The sequence below is a fragment of the Collinsella sp. TF08-11AT genome, from assembly GCF_003437035.1.
GTDB lineage: Bacteria > Actinomycetota > Coriobacteriia > Coriobacteriales > Coriobacteriaceae > Collinsella.
This window is the reverse complement of the sequence record NZ_QSRL01000005.1, coordinates 1-239: the sequence shown is the minus strand read 5'-3', so window position 1 is coordinate 239 and position 239 is coordinate 1. Positions and strand designations below refer to the sequence as shown.

The 239-nt window shown below is 64.0% G+C and carries 1 protein-coding gene; it reads left to right on the top strand.

Going from position 1 to position 239, the window contains the following annotated elements; genetic code table 11:
- Positions 1-239, top strand: a 239-nt coding sequence (locus DXC79_RS10165; protein WP_233502996.1) for a hypothetical protein, incomplete at both ends; no start/stop codon positions are given.

The following is a 239-nucleotide window of genomic DNA, read 5'->3' as shown; positions in this document are numbered from 1 at the left end:
CCCTGCTTCTCGCGCTGCTTGCGGGCGGAACCTTGATATCCGTTTGCTCCGCCGTCCTATCGACCGCAACGAGGCGCGTCCTCGCGGGCCCCCTTACCTCCGCGCTGCTTGTCGCGGCCCCGGCATTCCCGTTACTGTCCGATTCGGCACTGGAGCATAACGCCGCGCTCAATCTCCTGCCGCTGGCCGTATTCTCGCCTATCGAGGCAACGGGTTACGTAGGATGCTTCCCGACAGAA